Raw genomic sequence first — 18,446 nt, 5'->3', positions numbered from 1 at the left:
GCGCCGGGGCTTCGTTCTGTCTCTGGTTCGCGGCAGTTACCGAATTGCTCTGACGAGACGATGCGTGCTGCGGGTCAAATGCGTGGCCTTCCCATCCTGTGCTCGCTAGGCCGCATGATCCGCGTCGATACGCAGCCGCTCAACGAGTTCGACAAAGCGGTTGCCGGCGATCTCCAGCCTGCCGCTGTTGTCGATCACGCTGACGCCGGGGCCCGAGGTGACGTCGGGTGCCTGGCGGCTGAGACGTCGCAGCACCTCTTCCTCGCTCTCACGACCGCGTTCGGCAAGCCGCTTAGCGAGCACCGAGGCTTCCGCCGTGACGACGACGACGGCGATGTCGCCGAACGTTTCCCTGAACGCCGGCAGAGCGCCGCGGCTGCCATTGACGATCGCCGTCATGCCGGCCCTGACATTCTGAAGCACTGCTGAGGGGATGCCGTATTTCAGGCCGTGCGCATCCCAGAAGACGGCGAAGGCGCCGTCCTTCTGCATGTCCAGAAAATCGTCTTCCGAGACGCTTTCATGCACCTCGCTGCCGGCGTCCGACGGGCGGGTGATGACGCGCCGGACGAAATGCACGTCGTGACAGTCGGAAAAGTGCTGGGCGGCAAAGCCCATGACACTGTCCTTGCCCGCGCCGCTCGGGCCGACCACGACGACGAGTGCGCCGCGCCTGCTTTCGAACGCACTCATGCGACGCGCCGGCCTTCACGCCAGACCGAACGCACGACAGGAATGCCTTCCTGTCGGTGAACCCGCGAGATATCGGCGCGCAGGCCGACGGCGATGCGACCGCGATCGTCAAGGCCAACGGTGCGGGCGGGTGTCGCACTGACCATGGCAATCGCCTTCGGCAGGTCGATGGCCTCAAGTTCGTCAGCCAGTACGAACGGCGCGTGGATCAGGCTGAACGGCACATAATCCGACGAAAGCACGTCGAGCACACCGCGGTCAGCCAGATCGCGGGCGGCGATGTTGCCCGAGTGCGACTTGCCGCGCACGATGTTGGGTGCGCCCATCAGCACGCTGAGACCGGCGCGATGGGAGGCTTCGGCCGCTTCGAAACTCGTCGGGAATTCGGCGAGCTTGATGCCGTAGCCGATCGATTCGTCGACGTGGGCGATCGTGGCGTCGTCGTGGCTGGCGATGGTGATGCCGCGCTCGGCGCAGGCCTTGGCAAGGGCGTCGCGGTGCGGGCCGGCATACTTCGCCGAAAGCGCCTGCTGGCGCGCGACGAACTTTTCGAACTCGGCATCTGACAGGCCGCGCTTGGATTTGTAGTAGAGCGTGTACTGGTCCATCGTCTGGAACTGACGCTGGCCCGGCGCGTGGTCCATCAGCGATACCAGCTTGACCTGCGGGTCGTTCTGGAAGTCTTCGTAGTGATCGAGCACGTCCGAAGTGGAAACCTCGCAGCGCAGGTGGATCAGGTGGTCGGCGCGCAGGCGACCCTCTTGCTGGGCTTGCGCCAGCGCGTCGGCCATGCTGCGCATCTCGCCCTTCTGGAAACCACCGTCCTCGTCTGAGCCGAGGCGCAGGCAATCGAACACGGTGGTGATGCCGGACGTAACCACTTGCGCGTCGTGCGCCTGGATCGCCGCGATCTTCAGCCAGCGAACGCCGGGGCGCGGCGAATAGTGCGCCTCCAGATGGTCGGTGTGCAGTTCGACGAGACCCGGTAGCAAATAGTCGCCTTCGAAGTCTTCGCCGGTGCTTACAGTGCCCTTCGAGATATCGGCAATCTTGCCGTCGCGGATCAGCACTGAACCGTCGAGGATGCTGTCCTCGAGAACGATGCGGGCGTTGGTCAGGACTTGTTCTTTGCTCATCTCATGCGATCTTTCGTTGTGTCGCGCCGCCAAGCGGCAGCAGGGAATGGACCAGGAACGGTGCGCCACGGTGCGGCTCGACGAAGAGCGCAACTGACGTAACGTCAAGCGGGTCGCCGATATGATCGGCAAAAGTGCTCTCGAGCACGGCCCGCATGGTTTTCGCTGTCTCGGTGGGGACGGGCCCGGTCAGCGTCAAGTGGAACTGGAATTCTTCGAAAACATAGGGATATCCCCATTTTTTCAAGTATTCTCTCTGTCGCTCCGGCAATTTTTCAGGATTGCGCCGTGCCATGTCAGTCGCCGACAGAGGTGCCCGGAACGGCTCGAAGTACTGCACGGCTTGAGCCGCCAAATTCTGCAGCGGCTCGCAATGGGTTGCAGAGACGAGCGCGAAGAAGGGGCCGAGCTGATGCAGTGTCAGTTCCGGTATCTCGAAAGGTTCTAGATCTGCGGCAAACGCCTCAAAGGCTGCGACCAGTTCGGCTTCGCTGCGGCCATCGGCAAGGGCGAAGGGAGCCTTGAGGGTGCCATGAAAACCATAGCGTCGGGGGTCGGCGGTCAATGCGTGCCGCGTGTCGGCATCGAGATCGGCCAGCGCCGGAAATTCACTGGTCTCGCCGGTAAAGGCGTCACGGCCAAGCCAACGGGCCGCCGTCTGCGACAGCCGGTCATCCGCCGGCGGCGCGAAGTAGATTGCATAACGCACGGTCTTCACTTTCTTGTATCGACCGGCCCGCCGGGACGGCGGGTCGATTGTTCGCGGGACGCGATGCGCAGCTAGCCGATTTCCATGACAACATCATGATGGCGAAGCTGCAAAACGCTCATCTCGTCAATGCGCTTTCTGGCCAATCAGCCGCGAACGCAGGGCGTTCGAGATGCTGTCGAAAATAAACACAACCAGCAAGATCAGAAGCACCATATAGGCGACATTTTCCCAATCGGAATTGGTGCGCATCGCCTCCCAGAGTTTAAGGCCAATGCCGCCGGCACCGACGGCTCCGATGATCGTGGCCGAACGCGTGTTGGATTCCCAGAAATAAAGCGCCTGGCTGGCGAAGACCGGCAGTACCTGCGGCAGCACGCCGAAGCGCTGGACGGCAAGCGGCGTGGCGCCAACGGATTTCACGCCTTCGCGCTGCTTGTCATCGATGTTCTCCAGCGCCTCCGAGTAGAGCTTGCCGAGCGTGCCGGTGTCGGTGAAGAAGATCGCCGACATGCCGGCAAGCGGCCCGGGGCCGAAGGCGCGGGTGAAGAACAGTGCCCAGATGAACATGTCCACCGAGCGCAGGAAGTCGAAGAAGCGCTTGACGATCTGGTTGGTCAGGAAATTCGGGGTAATGTTGCGCGCCGCCAGGAAGCAAAGCGGAAACGCCACCAGCGAGGCGAAAAGTGTGCCGACGAAGGCCATGACCACCGTCTGCAGCAGCTTGGTCCAGACATCAAGATGTTGCCATTCTGCATTGTAGAGAACGTTGTTCCAGGCGAGCCCCAGGTTTGATCGCGCCGGATCGATACGCTCGCCGCTGGTGATCAGCGAAAGCACCTCGGCAGAGCTCTTGCCGAAGAAGGGCGAGTTGGTGTCGAACAGGAAATTGGCCCAGCCGAAGAAACGGTTGCGCACCGAGACGTCGTCGCCTTCGACTTCCGCCCAGCCGGTGGCGCCGAAAGCGAGTGTGATTTTTTCACCGGGACGTTTTTGTGTGGCCCAGGCAGGAAGGGTACCTTGGGGCGTGACGGTGTCCTGGCCATCGACGGCCATGGTCAGGGTTTCGCCCCTGTGTGTGGCCGTTACCAGGCCGTCGGCGACTTCGATCTTCGTCGAGCGGTTCAGGGTGATGACCGCCCTCGTAATGACCTCAGCCGTTCGGGTCTCGGATCGGCTTTGCATGCTTGCGGCGTCGGTGCTGCCCAGTGCCGAGCCGGGCGCCATGAAGCTGAACGACGAGCTTGCCTTCGGCTTTGCCGACGGTGTGGCGGACGCAGGGATCTCGACGGTCCGGGTCACGGTCTCCTTGTCGAGTTCCACCCACGACGGATTGGGATTGGGGCCGAGCGGTGAGTTGCGCTGGAAGTCGATCGTCATCGTCTTGTCGCGCGCGATCTTGAGCTCGGGGCGGACCTCATAGGAGACCCAGTCGGCAAGATAGGTTCCGGCGATGCCCCAGTTGGCGTTGCCGAGCACATGCCCGATCGAGAAGAACCACCAGCTGAAGATGAGATAGACCACGAGGCCAGCGCTGATGAGGATGGTGCGCAGGCGCTTGTTCGAGGAGCCCTGCAGCAGGTGCGGGTGGCGCGACGCAATCGCATCCATTTCGAGCGGGCTTAGTCTGTTCGCGGAGGTCATGATGGGCACCTACTGGGCAAGCTGGAAGGCCTGGTCGCCGACGAGGCGACGGCGCAGCCATGCGGAAAACTGGTCGACGGCAAAGATCGTCGCAAACAGGAGGATGACGATCGCCAGCGTCTTCGCCTGGTGGCCCTGGCCGATCGACAGGCGCAGCAGCTCGCCGATACCGCCGCCGCCGACCGCGCCGATGATGGTGGAGGCGCGCACGTTGATCTCGAGGCGCAGCAGGAAATAGCTGGCGAAATTGGGCAGGACCTGCGGCACCATGCCGAACCAGACCCGCTCGATCCAGTTGCCGCCGGCAGCCCGCAGGCCCTCGTCCGGCTTCATGTCGGCATTTTCAACCACTTCGAAGAACAGCTTGCCGAGTGCGCCGATGGTGTGGATCGAGACGGCCGCGATCGCCGGGATCGGTCCGAGCGAGAGGATCGCTAGGAAGAAGCCGGCGATGACCACCTCGGGAAACGCACGCAGAATTTCCATCAACCGCCGCACAAATCCGCGTATCCACGGATTGGGCATCAGGTTTCGGGCGGCGAGGAAACAGAAGATGAAGCCGAAGAAGGTGCCGATGACGGTGGAGAAGATCGCGATGTTCACGGTCTCCAGCATCTTGTGCACATATTCGGGGATGTAGAAGCTTTCCGTCAGGTAGAGCCGACCTTCGGGGTAATTGTACTTGAAGCTGCCGTCGTCATAGGGCGAGGGCAGGTCGAACATGGCGCGGAAGATTTCAAGGCCGTCGCGCGGCGCGAGATCGCCGACGAAATCGAAGAAGTGCGGCAGCCGGTCGAAGAATTTGCCGGCATTGGAATCGTTGGCAAACCAGAGCGAGCCGGAAAGGGCGAGCATCAGCACGGCGAAGCCGAGCCAGGAGTAGAGCCGACGGCGGGAATTCAGCTCCTGCCAGTGACGCTCCACTAGCGCGCCATTGTCACTCAGATGCTTCGGGAGCATGGAAGTTGCCATGAATGTTCCGGCAGTGCCGGCCTCTGTCGACAGGCGCTACCAGCGCCCTAGCAAAAAGGCGAACGCTGGCCGCTTTGGCGGCCAGCGTCCTTGAATGATCGGGAAGATCAGCCGCCGATCGTCGCCTTGCGGGCGTCGATGATCGGCTTGTAGAAGTCGGCGTTGACTTCGGTGAAGCCGGTGAAATCGCCGCCCTGGATGGCGGAGAAGCAGGCGGCATCGGTCTTCGGCAGGTCGAGCATGAACTGCTTGAACTTGGCCTTCATGTCGTCGTTCATCGTCGAGCGGACGACGATCGGGCCATTCGGGATCAGCGGCGACTTCCAGAGCTCGACCAGGTCGTTCATGTCGAGGATGCCCTTGTCGACCATCTTCTTCAGGTTGCCCGAGGTGTAGCCGTCCTTGAATTCGCCGACGCCCGAACCGAAGGTCGTGCCGGCATCGAAGGTGCCCTTGACGACTTCGAGAACGAGGTTTTCGTGACCGCCGCCGAAGCCGGTTTCAGCGAAGAATTCCTTGACCGGCGCGCCGATCGATTCCGGCAGGGTGACGAGCGGGATCAGGTAGCCCGAGGTCGAGTCCGGATCGGCGAAGCCGAGCTTCTTGCCCTTCAGGTCTTCGAGCTTGGTGATGCCCGAATCCTTGCGGGCGACCATGATCGAGTGGTAGCCGGTCGAACCGTCGGTCTGGACCGTCGTCAGGATCGGCTCGACCGCGTCAGCCTTGGCGAGGTAGATCTTGGCAAAGCCGGACGCGCCGAGTTCAGCGTAGTCGAGCGTGCCGCCGAGCAGGCCCTGGATGACGCCGTCATAGTCGGCGGCCGGGAACAGCGAGACCTTTTCGACGCCGATTGCGGCCGGCAGCTTGTCGACGATGCACTGGAAGTTGCGCAGGCGGTCCGCTTCGTTTTCGCCGCCGATGATGCCGACGCGGAATTCCTTGAGGTCTTCGGCCTGGGCGTGGCCGAGGAGGGCGAGCAGGGCAACAGTGCCCAGAAGAGCTTTCTTCAGCATAAGGTTCTCCCGTTTCTCCGGCTGTGCCGGATGATATTCGGTTTCAAAGAGGTGCCCTTGACGTGGGCCTTCGATCCTGGCGGGCGTCAGATGCCGGCCAGTGCCAGCGGCTGGAGGCCGGCAGATGCCGTTTGTTCCTGCGGGACGGCCGCGGGAATGTTGATGCTTGTCGAGGTCATCGATTCCTCGATGCCCGTATCGGCGCCGTAGATCTCGGTGACGGCGGCCGCCGTCAGATCCTTTGGCTGTCCGTCGAAGACGACGCGGCCGTGGGCCATGCCGATGATGCGTTCGCAGTAGTTGCGCGCGGTATCGAGCGTGTGAAGGTTGGTGATCACGGTGATGCCGTCGCGCTCGTTGATGTCGCGCAGTGCATCCATGACGATCTTGGCGTTGAGCGGGTCGAGCGAGGCGATCGGTTCGTCAGCGAGCAACACCTTCGGCTGCTGCATCAGGGCACGGGCAATCGCCACGCGCTGCTGCTGTCCGCCGGAAAGCGTGCCGGCTGCCTGCAATGCCGTCTGTTCGATGCCGAGGCGTTCCAGCGCGCCGATCGCCATGATGCGCTCTTCGCGGGTAAACATGTTGAGGATGCTGAGCACCGTCGAACGATGGTTGAGGCGGCCGAGCAGCACATTGGTCAACACGTCGAGGCGCGGCACCAGGTTGAACTGCTGGAAGATCATCGCGCAGTCGCGCTGCCAATTGCGAAGGGCGGCACCCCGCAGCGACGAGACTTCCGTGCCGGCGAATTCGATCGAGCCGGACGACAGGTCGACCAGGCGATTGATCATGCGCAGCAACGTCGACTTGCCAGCGCCGGAGCGACCGATCACGCCGACCATCTGGCCCTGGGGGATGTCGAAGGTAACCGAGCTCACGGCTGTCTTCTTGCCGAACTGGCGGGTTACGTTCTTCAACTGAAACATTTCTAGCAGGTCCTCTTACGGGGAGACCGGTCATCGGTATGACACCTGCCATATCGGCGCTTCATGAAAGCGAAATGTCAGTTTCTTGTCGTTTGTGTTACAGTTCACACCCTCAAGGACGTCGTTAACAAAATGTGACACATTCAGCGGGACAGGAAGACCCGTTGCTACTGCTGGAAGCGCTCCGCGCTAAAGATGGTGGCACCAAGGCCGTTGGCGGCGAAGCTCTCGGGTGCGGGCGCCCCGATCAGCAGGTTGGCGGCAAAAGCGCCCAATGCCGGTGATGTCAGGATGCCGTAGCCGCCCTGGCCGGCGAGCCAGAAGAAATCCGCCCGACCCTTCGCATAACCGATCACCGGCAACTTGTCGGGCGAGAAGCTGCGCAGGCCCGACCAGCTCTTGAAGATGCGGCGGACGGGCACGGTCGTTGCCTCCTCCACATAATGGGCGGCCCACGCGACATCGATCTCCTCGGGCTGGACGTCGCTCGGCTCGCACGGTGTGGCATCGGCGGGGGAGGCAAGCAGCCTCCCACCTTCAGGCTTCATATAGAAGTCCTCGTCGATCTCGTTGATCTCGGGCAGGGTCAGGGCGTCGATCTCTGCGGGGAGGTCCACGGTGATCGCGGTGCGGCGATGTGGCACGATGCCGACCGGCTCCACGCCGAAGAGAGTGGCAACCGGATCCGCCCAGCCGCCGGCGGCGTTGACGACGACTTGCGCGCGAATGTCGCCTGCACTCGTCGAGAGCACCCAGCGGTCGCCCTCACGGCGCGGAGCGATGACGTCGCTGCGCTCGATCACCTCGGCGCCATGGCGACGGGCACCGCGCAGGTAACCTTGCATGAGGTTCTCGACCTCGATGTCCCAGAAATTGGGATCGTAGAAGGCGCCGGCGACATACTCGCGTCGCAGGACCGGAACGAGCGCGATCGCTTCGTCGACCGTCAGTCTCTTGAGGTCGGGATTGGCCGCACTCTCTTCGGCAAACACCGCCTCCAGCCGCGCCGCCTTTTCCGCGTTGGCGATCATCACGCCGCCGCGCTGCTTGAGCAACTGCACGTCGGAAAAGCCCTCCGGCGGCTGATCGAAGAAGGTTTTGGAGATCGCGGCGAGCTTGCACACTTCGGGCGCGTTGTAACGCAGTACGAATTCCGCGGCGGAGCGGCCGGTGCTGTGATAGCCGAGCCCGTCTTCCCTTTCGATGATAGCGACGGAGCGGTGCGGTGCCAGGAAATAAGCAAGTGATAGTCCTGCGACGCCGCCGCCGATGATAGCCACATCAAATTCACGCATGTCCCGACCTCACTCCTGATTTGGCCGGACCATATGCAACGCGCGATCTGCGTTCAAATTTATAACGGGAAATGCCGCTATCAATTTTGATGATGCTCGAGGCAGTGGTCAAGCGGGGCGGTGTCGGCCACATGTGCAAGGAAAGCAGCTTCCGCCGGGTTGAGGATAGAGTTGGGGTTGGATATGCGAAACACGTCTGTCGTCGGCAGGTTGTCGTAGGGCGGAAGCTGCCAGAGCCGGCCCTCTGCAACGCCGGCTGCGGCGAGATGGTCCGGCAGCATACCGATGCCGATATTGGCTGCGATCAGCCGCATAACCTCCTCGACATTGCAGGATACGGCCCGAACCTGCTGGCCGAACGATCCGATGGCGCGCACAGCTGTAACAGAGTTCATGTGCTGGCCGCCGAGCACGTCGGCGATGAAGGCGATATAGGCATTGCCGCGCAAGTCGTTGAAATCGACGCCCTCGACGCCGAACAGCGGATGATCGCGACCGCAGTAGAGCGCATAGCGTTCGCGGACGTGAAAGGCCTTGTTCAGCCAGTCCGGGATGTTGCCGTCGCAAAGCCCCATCGTCGCGATGTTGCGCTCGACGGCACTCAGCACGTCGACAGTCGTGGCGACAGTCACCGATATCGTCGCCTTCGGGTGCTTGGCAAAGAAACTCTCGAGCTTGCGATCCCAGGCCGGATTGTGGGCATGGCTGACGACATGAATGTTGAGATGGCCGGTGATTTCCTCGCCGGCCGTTTCAAGGACGTTCGGAAGGCGGATGACGGCGGCGAAGATGTCGCGGCACTGTGCGTGCAGCCTCGCTCCGGCGTCTGTCAGGTCGAACCGGCCCGGACGGCGATCGATCAGCTTTTGCCCGACAGTCTGTTCGAGCCGCTTGAGCGCCATGCTGACAGCAGGCTGCTGCAACAGCAGCCTGTTGGCGGCGGCGGTGATGCTGCCTTCCTCCACGACGACGACGAAGGTGCGTAGCAGATTCCAGTCGAGGTTATGCGCGAAGCGTTCCAGACGGTCGTTGGCCATGGATGGATTACTTGGACCTTTATCGGTGGATGGTAACCGGCAGCCTGGCTGGAAGGGCCGTTCCGCCGATCATCCTTTAGCCTTGTCGTCATATTGCAGGTGATTTGCAAGACGCAGGCAGCGGAGCGTACGGCCGGATAGAGCACGCCGCGACGGGTGGCCATTCCTACCCATGAGAAAGGTCACCCGGTCGTTGCTCCGCCCAGGCCTTTCCGCGGAATGTCATTCTTCGCCACCGCGATTTGGCCTGGCCGAGGCGTGGCAAACTCGAAGGCAAGGCCTGACATGTCCAGTCGGCGCAGCACGGCATAGAGCATGATCAGCATGCCGAGAAACTCGAGTGCTTCCTCGATCGTGGAGGCAACGAGATAGGCGGGGTTGAAGTAGGTCGGATCGGCCAGCAGGCCGCCCACTGCTTCGAAGCCGAGAGCACCTGTGACATAGATGGTGCCGGCGATGAAGAAGAGGTTGCGTATTTCTGCGGGTTGCCTCAACACCCAGCGCAGATAGGCCAGGGCGATGATGGCGGCGAGCACAAGCCCTGGCACGATCCAGGCGAATCCGGCGCCCGTCATGCCCGGCAATGCCAATTTGTCGGTGGCGAGTAACCCGTGAAGCTCTGCCGCTTCATCCAGAGACATGTAGGCGAACACGACGCCGAGCCCCCACCACGGCCACGCTGAACCGCCTTGTTGCCGTTCGGCCAATCCGACCAGCATGCAAGCGGCGCCGACCAGGACGATCAGGACGGAGCTTGCCCAGCTTGGAATGTTGAGCTCGCGATTGAGATCGAAGAGGTGGCCGAAACTCGTCACCGATGCGGTGAGGGGACCGCAGCTCTTCATCGTCCAGCAAACCATGACGAAGCAATGAATGGCGATCAGACAGGCAACCATCAGCGCGATGAACCAGATGAAAGGTGTCAAACGGACATTGCAGATTCGACGATCCATGACGGACGCACTCCCATAAAATGTCCCGTTAAGGATATGGCAACCATAAAGCCTGGTCCATAAGGCGTCTCTAAACAAGGTTAAGATCGCCCCGACCGCCTGGGCCATTCCGCAGACGCATGAGCCGGTGCCTCAATTTCGTTTGAAAGCCTTGGTTCTGCTTGCCATAACCGCAAGTGGAAAAATCCGATGGGAGAGAGACATGGCCGGCAAGACGCAATTTCAATGGGATGACGCGTTCCTCCTCGAAGATCAGTTGACCGAGGACGAGCGCATGATCCGCGATACCGCGCGGGCCTATGCGCAGGATCGGTTGCAGCCCAGGGTCATTGCTGCCTATCGCGAAGAATCAACCGATCCCGAAATCTTCCGCGAAATGGGCGATCTCGGTCTGCTTGGCGTCACCGTCTCGGAGACCTATGGTGGCGTCGGCGCTTCCTATGTCGCCTACGGTCTCGTCGCCCGCGAAGTCGAGCGCGTCGATTCTGGCTACCGCTCGATGATGAGCGTGCAGTCCTCGCTCGTCATCTACCCGATCTATGCCTACGGCTCGGAAGAGCAGAAGCAGAAGTACCTGCCCAAGCTGATCAGCGGCGAGTGGATCGGGTGCTTCGGATTGACCGAGCCGGATGCAGGCTCCGACCCGGCGGGCATGAAAACCCGGGCGATCAAGACGGACAACGGCTACCGCCTCGTCGGTTCGAAGATGTGGATCTCCAATGCGCCGCTCGCCGATGTCTTCGTCGTGTGGGCGAAGTCAGAGGCCCATGGCAACGCCATTCGCGGCTTTGTGCTGGACAAGGGTATGAAGGGCCTTTCGGCGCCGAAGATTGCGGGCAAACTGTCGCTTCGCGCTTCGATCACCGGCGAAATCGTCATGGACAACGTCGAAGTCGGCGAAGATGCGCTTCTGCCCAACGTGGAGGGGCTGAAGGGCCCGTTCGGCTGCCTCAATCGCGCCCGCTACGGCATCTCATGGGGCGCACTCGGTGCGGCCGAATTCTGCTGGCACGCGGCGCGCCAGTACGGTCTCGACCGCAAGCAGTTCAACCGCCCGCTTGCACAGACGCAGCTCTTCCAGAAGAAGCTTGCAGACATGCAGACCGAGATTTCGCTCGGTCTCCAAGGGTCGCTCCGCGTCGGCCGGCTGATGGACGAAGGCCGGATGGCGCCTGAAATGATCTCGCTCGTCAAGCGCAACAACTGCGGCAAGGCGCTCGATATCGCTCGCATGGCGCGCGACATGCACGGCGGCAACGGCATTTCCGAGGAATACCAGGTCATGCGCCACATGGTGAACCTCGAGACGGTCAACACCTACGAGGGCACGCATGACGTCCATGCGCTGATCCTCGGTCGCGCCCAGACCGGCCTCCAGGCCTTCTTCTGAGCCGCCGGTCATGGAAGCGCCACTGAAGGGTATTCGTGTTCTGGAACTCGCCCGCATTCTCGCGGGCCCCTGGATCGGCCAGACGTTGGCCGATCTCGGCGCCGACGTCATAAAGGTGGAAAGCCCGGCGGGTGACGACACCCGCACTTGGGGGCCTCCCTTCGTGGAGGGCGAGGACGGCGAGAAGCTCGATGCCGCCTATTTCCACGCCTGCAACCGCGGCAAGCGCTCGGTCGTGCTCGATTTCACCACCGAGGAAGGGCAGGAAGCCGTTCGCCGGCTGGTGGCGCAATCCGACGTGTTGCTCGAGAATTTCAAGGTCGGCGGCCTCGAGAAATATGGCCTCGACTATGAGAGCCTGAAGAAGGTCAACCCGCGCCTGATCTATTGCTCGGTGACGGGCTTTGGCCAGGATGGACCCTACGCCCATCGCGCCGGCTACGACTATATCGTCCAGGGCATGAGCGGGATCATGGACCTGACAGGCGAGCCGGACCGCGAGCCGCAGAAGATCGGCGTCGCCTTTGCCGACATCTTCACAGGGCTCTACGGCGTCATCGCCGTACAGGCAGCTTTGGCGCAGCGTGAGCGCACCGGCAAGGGCCAGCAGATCGATATGGCGTTGCTTGACTGCATGACCGGCGTGCTTGCCAACCAGGCGCTCAATTTTCTGGTCTCGGGAAAGGCGCCACGCCGCCTTGGCAACGCCCATCCGAATATCGCGCCCTATCAGGTCTTTCCGACGGCTGACGGACATCTGATCGTTGCCGTCGGCAACGACCGGCAGTTCGTGAAATTCTGCAACCTGCTTGGTCGCGCTGATCTGGCGACAGACGAGCGCTATCTGACCAACGCCTCCCGCGTTCAGAATCGCGACAGCCTGACACCGGCGCTCAGCGCGGAAACGGCAAGGTTCGAGCGAGATACGCTTCTGACGCTGCTGGAAGAGGCCGGGGTTCCCGGCGGCCCGATCAACACGGTCGCCGACGTCTTTGCCGATCCGCAGATCGTGCATCGGCAGATGCAGATCGACACCCCGCATTCCGGCGCGGCTGGAGGAACTTCGCCGGGCGTCCGAACGCCGATCCGCTTTTCCGACGCCTCGCTGGTGCTCGACCGCGGTGTTCCGCGTCTCGGCGAACATACGGCCGAGGTGCTGGCCGAGATCGATATGACGCCTGTGCCCGAACAAGCGAAAGGGTGAGAGGGATTTCACCCTCTCACCCCTTCATCTCCTGCAATTACAGTCTGTTGGGCCGGCGCGTTAAACCTTGAGCGCGCGGTTGAAGACGCGCGACAGGCGCTCAGCGAAGGCGCGCGGGTCCTGCGGCTTGTCACCATCGAGCACGCGCGCCTGGTCGAGCAGAAGCTGAACGGCGTCGGTCCTGAAGGCGCTGTCGTCGGCCGGGCAAGCGGCGATTGCCGCAATCAGCGCATGGCCGGGGTTGATCTCGAGGATCGGCTTGGCCGCGCCATCGAGGCGACCGGCGCCCTGTAGCATCTTCTCAAGCTGACGGTCGGGGCCATGCTCCGGCGCCACCAGGCAGACAGCGCTTTCCGTGAGGCGATCCGACGTGCGAACCTCTGATACGGCCTCGCCCAGTGTTTCCTTGGCGAAGGTGACGAAGTCCGTTACGGCCTGGCTTGTTTCCGGCGCGCTGTCGGTGCTGCCTTCCGGCTTCGCGACACTGCCGAGATCGGCTGAGCCTTGCGTGATCGACTTCATCGGCTTGCCGTCGAAGTCCGGTGCCGAGGTCACCCAGAAGCTGTCGACCGGGTCGGTCAGCAACAGCACCTCGATGCCGCGGGCGCGAAAACCTTCGAGCTGCGGCGAGGCCTTGAGCTGGGCAAGGTTGTCACCCGTTAGGTAATAGATCGCCGACTGGCCGTCTTTCATGTCCTTGACGTAGTCGGCAAGGCCGCGATGACCGTCTTCGGACACGGTCGTGCGGAAGCGGGAAAGCGCAATCAGCTGCGTCCGGCGTTCGAAGTCCTCGTAGATGCCTTCCTTCAGCACGCTGCCGAAGTTTTCCCAAACCTTGTCGAACGTTTCCTTGTCGCTCTCGGCCAGCTTTTCGATCGCCGTCAGCACGCGGTTGGTGAGACCCTTGCGGATGCTCGACAGCAGCGGACTTTCCTGGATCATCTCGCGCGAAACGTTGAGCGGAAGATCCGAAGTGTCGACGAGCCCGCGCACGAAGCGCAGGTAGCGCGGCAGCAACTCCGCCTCGTCGGTGATGAAGACACGTTTGACGTAGAGCTTCATCCGGCCCTTGCGGTCCTGATCGAAGAGGTCGAAGGGCTTGGAGCCAGGTACGAAGGCAAGTGCGGTATATTCGTGCCGGCCCTCGGCACGGAAATGCACCGTCAATGCCGGGTCGTCGTACTGGCCGGAAACGCCGCGGTAGAAATCGGCGTAGTCTTCCTTGGAAATCTCGCTCTTCTGCTTTGTCCAGAGCGCCGTGCCATCGCCGACGGAGACCGGCTCGGCGCCGGGCTTCTCGACGATTGAGATCGGCACGGGCACATGGCCGGACTGATCCTTGACGATGCGCTCGACCGTCCAGCGCGAGGTGTAGGTCTTGGCATCGTCCATCAGGTGCAGGGTGATGCGCGTGCCGCGCGCCGGCGCGTCTGCGAGATCGGCTGCTGCCACCGTGTAGCTGCCCTTGCCGTCGGACGACCAGAGCCAGGCGTGATCGGAGCCGGCTCGGCGCGAGATGACGTCAACCTTGTCGGCGACCATGAAGGCGGAATAGAAGCCGACGCCGAACTGGCCGATGAGCTGCGCGCCTTCCTTGCCCTGGGCGGCCTCGATGCGCTCCATGAAGGCGCGCGTGCCCGAGCGGGCGATGGTGCCGAGCGCTTCAACGAGCTCGTCGCGGCTCATGCCGATGCCGTTGTCCTCGACGACGAGGCGGTTGTTTTCCTCGTCGAGCGTCAGCTTGATGCCGGGGCTCGTGTCGCCGGCCAAAAGCTCGGGCGAGACGATCGCCTCGTATCGCAACTTCTCGCAGGCGTCCGCGGCGTTGGAAATCAGTTCGCGGAGGAAGACGTTCTTGTCGGAATAGACCGAGTGCACCATGAGATGGAGCAGCCTGGCTACATCGGCTTCGAAGACATGTTTCTCTACGGACATTTCAGTTTCGCTCATCGCGGTGGGACCTCCTTTGGGTTTCGCCCCAATTGGCAAGCTGCGTCTCAAATTTCAAGGGTTGTCTTGTGGAGTGCATGTTTCTGTACGATGCTGCAGTGCGAAGAAGACGAGACTACAGGTGAGAAGTGGACGCCGTCGACCGGGTGCGAGCCTAGCATATCGCAACGGTGAGAATTCGCGGCAACACTCCGCAGATATATTCCTATGGCCCCGATGAGGCGTTTCGGGTCGCGCTACGCATGTCGTTTTTGACGTAAATCAACACTTGACCACTTGCACTGCCCTATAGCCTTCGGGAACAGGCCCGACCCTCAATCGCACCGAGGAGTGGACATCATGCCCAAGCCAACCAGCATTCCGACATTTGCTGACGCTTACGCCTATTCGTTGGACGCGTGGCAGCGTTCGGTGCTGTTTCTCGACGTCATGCGTGAGCGCGGCGCGCAATACGAGGAACACCGCACGCAAACCGCTCCAAACGTGCTGGAATTCGAGGTCGAACTCATTCATGACGGGCGCACGCTCGCGCGGCCGGTGAACTATGCACTGGTCAAGATCGTTCCGCCCGAAGGTGTGGCGGTTGACCTGTCGAAACGGCCTTTTGTCGTGGTTGATCCCCGTGCCGGCCACGGTCCCGGAATTGGCGGCTTCAAGGCCGATAGCGAAATCGGCGTGGCGCTGAAGGCGGGCCATCCCTGCTATTTCATCGGCTTTCTTCCCGATCCCGTGCCCGGTCAGACCATTGAGGATATTGCTCTTGCCGAAGCGAACTTTCTCGAAACCGTCATTGCGCGCCATCCGTCTGCGGACGGCAAGCCCTGCGTGATCGGCAATTGCCAGGCCGGGTGGGCCGTGATGATCGTCGCCGCGCTCAGACCAGAGCTGTTCGGCCCGATCATTATCGCCGGCGCGCCGCTTTCCTATTGGGCCGGCGTGAAGGGGCAGAACCCGATGCGCTATTCCGGCGGACTTCTCGGCGGCAGCTGGCTGACGGCGCTGACCGGCGATCTCGGCGCCGGTATCTTCGATGGCGCCTGGCTGGTGCAAAACTTCGAAAACCAGAACCCGGCCAACACGCTCTGGACCAAGCAGTACAATCTCTATTCGAAGATCGATACCGAAGCGGCGCGCTATCTCGGCTTTGAGCGCTGGTGGGGCGGCCATGTGACGCTGAACGCTGAGGAAATGCAGTTCATCGTCGATGAACTCTTTGTCGGCAACAAGCTTGCGGCCGGCGAGATCCGGACATCAGATGGAACCGCTATCGATCTGCGCAACGTAAATTCTCCAATCGTGGTCTTCTGCTCGAAGGGCGACAACATTACGCCGCCGCAGCAGGCACTCGACTGGATCCTCGATCTCTATGACAGCGTCGACGAGATCCGCGCCTATGGCCAGACCATCGTCTACACCGTCCATGAGACGATCGGGCATCTCGGCATCTTCGTGTCGGCCGGTGTTGCGCGCAAGGAGCACGACGAATTCGCTTCCAACATCGACCTGATCGATGTGTTGCCCCCTGGGTTGTACGAAGCCGTGCTGACACCGGCAGGAGAGGTCGCCGAAGGCAGGGAGTTCGCTTCCGGCGAATGGCTGATGCGCTGCGAACCACGCACGCTCGACGATATCCGCGCGCTTGGTGGCAACGACGCCGAGGATGAACGCCGTTTCGCCACCGCGGCGAAGCTCTCGGAAGTCAATCTCGCGCTCTACCGCACCTACCTGCAGCCAGCAGTCAAGGCGGCGGTGACGCCGTCGGTGGCCGCGGCGATGCGGAATCTGCATCCGCTGCGCCTGCAATATGCGCTGTTCGGGCCTGACAATCCCTTCATGGATTGGGCGAGGGCTCTTGCAGAGCAGGTCCGTGAAACCCGCGAGCCGGTAGCCCCGGAGAACCCTTTCGTCGCATGGCAGGAGGCCTTGTCTCAACAGATCGTCGACGGGTTCGAGGGATGGCGGCGGACGGCCGAGTATCTTTCGGAACAGAGCTTTCACGCCATTTACGGCTCTCCGACCCTGCAGGCGGCGCTCGGCATCGATGCGCGCGCCGGGAAACCGCGCAAGGCAGCAAAAAGCCTTCTGCATCAGGAACTCGTCGAGGCGCGGATCGGCGAACTTCGATCCCGAATGGAGCAGGGCGGGACCTGTGAAGGTCTCGCCAGAGCACTGACTTTCGTCGGCATGGCGCGCGGCGGCGCCGACGAGCGCGGATTCGAGGCTGTGCGCCGGCTGCGGCAGGCTCGTCCGGAAACGCGGCAATTGGATCTTGCCGCGTTCAAGGCGGTGATGCGGGAGCAATACTTCATGCTGCTGATCGACGAAGATGCCGCGCTTGCGGCCCTTCCGGCATTGTTGCCGGAGGCGATGGAGGAGCGGCGATCGGCTTTTGCCGCCCTGCGGGAAGTCCTCGAAGCGTCCGGTGCGGTGACGGGCGTCGCCGCCGAGCGGCTGCAACGGGTGGCGACGCTCTTTCGCCTCGGCGGCGAACCACCGGTCTCGATCACTGCCGGCAAGACCGTTCGCAATCGCAAGGCATCCTGATCGACGAGGGAGTTTCCGACGTGTCCGAAGCAAGCACACCGACGCCTGAACTGTCCAAATACGACCGCCTGATCGCAGCCGCGCGGGACGAAACGCCGGCTGTCACGATCGTGGCGCATCCTTGCGACGAGACTTCGTTGCGCGGTGCGTTGGAAGCTTCCCACATGGGCCTGATCGCGCCCGTTCTCGTCGGGCCGGAAGCGAAGATCCGCTCTGTCGCCGCGGAGCACGGCCTCGACCTCGCCGGGCGCGAGATCGTCGATGTGCCGCACAGCCATGCGGCCGCCGCCAAGGCCGTAGCAATGATCCGAGAGGGCTGCGGCGAGCTCCTGATGAAGGGGAGCCTGCACACGGACGAGCTGATGAAGGAAGTTGCGGCCTCCGCAACCGGGCTCAGGACCGACCGAAGGATCAGCCACGTCTTCATCATGGATGTGCCTGGCCATGCCGAGACGTTGTTCATCACCGATGCCGCGATCAACATCTTTCCGGACCTCGAGGCCAAGCGCGACATCGTGCAGAACGCGATCGATCTCTGGGTGACGATCGGCCTCGGCCAGCCGCGTGTCGCCATTCTGTCGGCGGTGGAGACTGTAACGACGAAAATACCGTCGACGATCGAAGCAGCGGCGCTCTGCAAGATGGCAGAGCGCGGCCAGATCACCGGCGGCCTGCTCGATGGCCCGCTCGCCTTCGACAACGCGATTGACCCGGAGGCCGCCCGCATCAAGGGCATCGTTTCGCCGGTCGCCGGCCGTGGCCAGATCCTGGTGGTGCCGGATCTCGAGGCCGGCAACATGCTCGCCAAGAACCTTACCTTCCTTTCCCATGCCGACGCCGCCGGCATCGTGCTTGGCGCACGCGTGCCGATCGTGCTGACATCGCGGGCGGATACGGTTCGTACGCGTCTCGCTTCCTGTGCCGTAGCCGCGCTCTACGCGGCACGGCGGCGGGTCGCACAAGTTGCAGCGGTGTGA

At 62.3% G+C, this 18,446-nt stretch carries 15 protein-coding genes; 4 read left to right on the top strand and 11 right to left on the bottom strand.

Features of this window, described 5'->3' with window-relative positions:
- Positions 1-105: 105 nt before the first annotated feature.
- The 10 genes from phnN to LPJGGPFB_RS26775 form a co-directional block, all read right to left on the bottom strand.
- Positions 106-693 carry a phosphonate metabolism protein/1,5-bisphosphokinase (PRPP-forming) PhnN gene (gene phnN / locus LPJGGPFB_RS26820; RefSeq protein WP_173422991.1) on the bottom strand — a complete coding sequence of 196 codons (588 nt, stop codon included), beginning with the start codon at positions 691-693 and terminating at the stop codon, positions 106-108.
- Entirely contained in the window at positions 690-1,829 is a 1,140-nt protein-coding gene (locus LPJGGPFB_RS26815) for an alpha-D-ribose 1-methylphosphonate 5-triphosphate diphosphatase (RefSeq protein ID WP_173422990.1), read from the bottom strand. The genes phnN and LPJGGPFB_RS26815 overlap by 4 nt, the downstream gene beginning before the upstream one ends.
- A 1-nt stretch (position 1,830) precedes the next feature.
- A complete protein-coding gene (locus LPJGGPFB_RS26810; RefSeq protein WP_173422989.1) occupies positions 1,831-2,538 on the bottom strand; it encodes a DUF1045 domain-containing protein in 708 nt (235 codons plus the stop codon).
- A gap of 126 nt (positions 2,539-2,664) precedes the next feature.
- Positions 2,665-4,182, bottom strand: a complete 1,518-nt coding sequence (gene phnE, locus LPJGGPFB_RS26805) for a phosphonate ABC transporter, permease protein PhnE (RefSeq protein WP_173422988.1) — start codon at positions 4,180-4,182, stop codon at positions 2,665-2,667.
- A gap of 9 nt (positions 4,183-4,191) precedes the next feature.
- The gene (gene phnE / locus LPJGGPFB_RS26800) at positions 4,192-5,154 is read right to left on the bottom strand and encodes a phosphonate ABC transporter, permease protein PhnE (protein ID WP_173422987.1); all 963 of its coding nucleotides are present in this window, start codon (positions 5,152-5,154) and stop codon (positions 4,192-4,194) included.
- Between the two features lie 107 nt (positions 5,155-5,261).
- Positions 5,262-6,167 carry a phosphonate ABC transporter substrate-binding protein gene (gene phnD, locus LPJGGPFB_RS26795; protein WP_173422986.1) on the bottom strand — a complete coding sequence of 302 codons (906 nt, stop codon included), beginning with the start codon at positions 6,165-6,167 and terminating at the stop codon, positions 5,262-5,264.
- A gap of 86 nt (positions 6,168-6,253) precedes the next feature.
- A complete protein-coding gene (gene phnC, locus LPJGGPFB_RS26790) occupies positions 6,254-7,096 on the bottom strand; it encodes a phosphonate ABC transporter ATP-binding protein (RefSeq protein ID WP_173422985.1) in 843 nt (280 codons plus the stop codon).
- Between the two features lie 167 nt (positions 7,097-7,263).
- The gene (locus tag LPJGGPFB_RS26785; RefSeq protein ID WP_173422984.1) at positions 7,264-8,391 is read right to left on the bottom strand and encodes an NAD(P)/FAD-dependent oxidoreductase; all 1,128 of its coding nucleotides are present in this window, start codon (positions 8,389-8,391) and stop codon (positions 7,264-7,266) included.
- Between the two features lie 80 nt (positions 8,392-8,471).
- Positions 8,472-9,428 (bottom strand): LysR family transcriptional regulator, encoded by a 957-nt coding sequence (locus LPJGGPFB_RS26780; RefSeq protein ID WP_173422983.1) that lies wholly within the window; start codon positions 9,426-9,428, stop codon positions 8,472-8,474.
- Between the two features lie 182 nt (positions 9,429-9,610).
- Positions 9,611-10,489, bottom strand: a complete 879-nt coding sequence (locus tag LPJGGPFB_RS26775) for a hypothetical protein (protein ID WP_173422982.1) — start codon at positions 10,487-10,489, stop codon at positions 9,611-9,613.
- A 94-nt stretch (positions 10,490-10,583) separates the two neighbouring features.
- Here LPJGGPFB_RS26775 and LPJGGPFB_RS26770 point away from each other — a divergent pair, with 94 nt between their 5' ends.
- Together LPJGGPFB_RS26770 and LPJGGPFB_RS26765 are read left to right on the top strand one after the other, a co-directional pair.
- On the top strand, positions 10,584-11,771 hold the full coding sequence (locus LPJGGPFB_RS26770; protein WP_173422981.1) for an acyl-CoA dehydrogenase: 1,188 nt from the start codon (positions 10,584-10,586) through the stop codon (positions 11,769-11,771).
- A gap of 10 nt (positions 11,772-11,781) precedes the next feature.
- Positions 11,782-12,975 carry a CaiB/BaiF CoA transferase family protein gene (locus LPJGGPFB_RS26765; protein ID WP_173422980.1) on the top strand — a complete coding sequence of 398 codons (1,194 nt, stop codon included), beginning with the start codon at positions 11,782-11,784 and terminating at the stop codon, positions 12,973-12,975.
- 60 nt (positions 12,976-13,035) lie between these two features.
- Here LPJGGPFB_RS26765 and htpG read toward each other — a convergent pair whose 3' ends face one another.
- The gene (htpG, locus tag LPJGGPFB_RS26760; protein ID WP_173422979.1) at positions 13,036-14,925 is read right to left on the bottom strand and encodes a molecular chaperone HtpG; all 1,890 of its coding nucleotides are present in this window, start codon (positions 14,923-14,925) and stop codon (positions 13,036-13,038) included.
- A 339-nt stretch (positions 14,926-15,264) separates the two neighbouring features.
- Between htpG and LPJGGPFB_RS26755 the strand changes: the two genes are divergently transcribed.
- Both LPJGGPFB_RS26755 and LPJGGPFB_RS26750 read left to right on the top strand, forming a co-directional pair.
- A complete protein-coding gene (locus LPJGGPFB_RS26755; protein WP_173422978.1) occupies positions 15,265-17,469 on the top strand; it encodes a DUF3141 domain-containing protein in 2,205 nt (734 codons plus the stop codon).
- 20 nt (positions 17,470-17,489) lie between these two features.
- Positions 17,490-18,446: a phosphate acetyltransferase gene (locus LPJGGPFB_RS26750; RefSeq protein WP_173422977.1), complete on the top strand. Its 957-nt coding sequence runs from the start codon at positions 17,490-17,492 to the stop codon at positions 18,444-18,446.

The sequence above is a fragment of the Ensifer adhaerens genome (assembly GCF_013283195.1).
Lineage (GTDB): Bacteria > Pseudomonadota > Alphaproteobacteria > Rhizobiales > Rhizobiaceae > Ensifer > Ensifer adhaerens_G.
Note: the sequence above shows the minus strand (reverse complement) of the source record. Positions and strands in the feature narration are given on the sequence as shown.